This window comes from Kitasatospora sp. NPDC057512, from assembly GCF_042802135.1.
Taxonomy (GTDB): domain Bacteria; phylum Actinomycetota; class Actinomycetes; order Streptomycetales; family Streptomycetaceae; genus Kitasatospora.
Window position 1 is genome coordinate 1 of the sequence record NZ_JBHVET010001059.1, and the last position, 2,162, is coordinate 2,162.

A 2,162-nucleotide genomic window follows, 5' to 3' on the forward strand; every position below is an offset into this window, starting at 1 on the left:
GTACGGAAGGGCGCGGAAGGGCGCGGAACCCCGAGGGCCTCGTAGGGGAGGCCTCGGGGGCGGATCGGGGTCGGGTTCGGGGGTCGGGGCGCTTGACTCTGCCAGCACGCGATATATCGTCTTTAGCAGAGAACGCGATACATCGCGATCGGCAACGGGAGGCGGCAGACATGAGCCAGTGGACGGTCGAGGGCACCGAGAGGATCACCTTCGACGAGCCGGTCCGCGCGCTGCACGTGCGGACCATCGAGGGCACGGTGAACGTGGTGGCGGCCGACGGCCCGACCCGCCTGGAGGTCACCGAGCTGGTCGGCGAGCCCCTGCACGTGACCCTGGTGGACGGCGTCCTGACGGTCACCTACAAGGACATCAACAGCTGGGGCGAGTTCGGCGACCGGCTCAAGTCGGTCGGCTCGGTGAAGGACCTCTTCGGCTCCTTCAAGCGCAAGCGGATCGCCGCCGTGACCGTGACCGTCCCGACCGAGGTCGAGGTCAAGGTCGGCACCGTGTCGGCCGACACCACCGTCAGCGGCGTCAGCGGGCACGTCTCGGTGCAGAGCGCCAACGGCGACACCACCCTCGCCGGGGTCACCGGCCGGATCGAGGCCGGGACGGTCACCGGCGACGTGGACGCCCACGCGGTCGGCGGCCGGCTCAAGGTCAACACCGTCTCCGGGCAGCTCACCGTGATCGCCGGCACCGCCGACCGGGTCCAGGCCAACACCGTCACCGGCGCCGTCACCCTGGACCTCGACGTGGCCGGCGAGACCGACGTCAAGGTCAACACCGTCAGCGGCGCCGTCGTGATCCGGATCCCCTCGCTGGCCGACGCCACCGTCGAGGCCGGCTCCACCAGCGGCGACGTCTCCAGCACCTTCGAGGAACTCCAGATGAGCAGCACCTGGGGCGCCAAGAAGATCTCCGGCCGCCTCGGCGAGGGCCGCGGCAGCCTCCACGTCACCACCGTCTCCGGCGCGGTCACCGTGCTGCGCCGCCCCGAGGCGGAGGAGGACGGCCCGGTCGTGGTCAAGGAGCTCCCGGCCGGTCCGGGCACCCCGAACCTCACCAAGGAGGCCTGAGATGACCCCTGTGTTCGGCCACGGCCGGCTCCGCCTCTACCTGCTGAAGCTGCTGGACGAGGCCCCGCGGCACGGCTACGAGGTGATCCGGCTGCTGGAGGAGCGGTTCCAGGGCCTGTACGCCCCCTCGGCCGGGACGGTCTACCCGCGGCTGGCCAAGCTGGAGCAGGAGGGCCTGGTCGCCCACAGCACCGAGGGCGGCCGCAAGGTGTACCGGCTGACCGACGCCGGGCGCGCCGAACTCGAAGCCCGGCAGGTCGAGTTGGACGAGCTGGAGGTGGAGATCCGGGACTCCGTGGCGCAGCTCGCCGGGGCGATCCGCGAGGACGTCCGGGACAGCGCCAAGGACCTGCGCGAGGAGCTGTGGAACGCCGCCCGGCAGGCACCCCGGCCGGAGCGCACCGAGCCCGGCGACCCGTGGGCCGGGCCCTGGGGCGACAACGAGTCCTGGCAGCGCGCCAAGGAGGAGTTCGCCCAGTTCAAGCAGCAGGCCAAGGAGCAGGCCAAGCGCGCCCGGGAGCAGGAGAAGGCCGCCAAGGCCAAGGCGAAGGCCGCCGAGGCGGAGGCCCGACGGCTGCGCGAGCAGGCCAAGGCCTCGCGCACCGCGGCCCAGCAGGAGGCGCTGCGGATCAAGCGCCGGGTCGAGCAGCAGGTGCGCGAGCACGCCGCGAAGGGCGACTGGCCGACCGGGCTGGCCGAGGGCCTGTCCGAGCTGACCAAGGGCCTGGCCGGCCTGGCCGACGCGGCCCGCTGGGGCCACGGCGCGGAGGAGCCGCCCGCCGGGCCCGCCGAGCGGGTCACCGTGACCAGGATCGACCTGGACAAGGACGGGTCCGACGCTCCGGCCGACCTGCCGCCGTGGGCCGCCACCGACCCGGCCGGGGACCCGGCCCGCGAGCTGGAGCGGCTGCTCGACCGCTTCCGCGACCAGGTCCGCGACGCGGCCCGGGACGGCGGGGTCAGCGCGGACACGCTGGCCAAGGCCCGTACGGTGCTGGGCGCCGCGGGCGAGCGGCTGAAGCGGCTGCTCGGCTGAGCCTGGAACGGCTCCTCCGGCCCGGTGCCCCCGTCACGGGAGGCACC

The 2,162-nt window shown here is 73.6% G+C and carries 2 protein-coding genes; both read left to right on the plus strand.

What is annotated here, in order from left to right; translation table 11 throughout:
• Nucleotides 1–170: 170 nt before the first annotated feature.
• Nucleotides 171–1,079 (plus strand): DUF4097 domain-containing protein, encoded by a 909-nt coding sequence (locus ACFU6K_RS37545; protein ID WP_380670917.1) that lies wholly within the window; start codon nt 171–173, stop codon nt 1,077–1,079.
• 1 nt (nt 1,080) lies between these two features.
• Entirely contained in the window at nt 1,081–2,115 is a 1,035-nt protein-coding gene (locus ACFU6K_RS37550; protein ID WP_380670919.1) for a helix-turn-helix transcriptional regulator, read from the plus strand.
• Nucleotides 2,116–2,162: the final 47 nt, after the last annotated feature.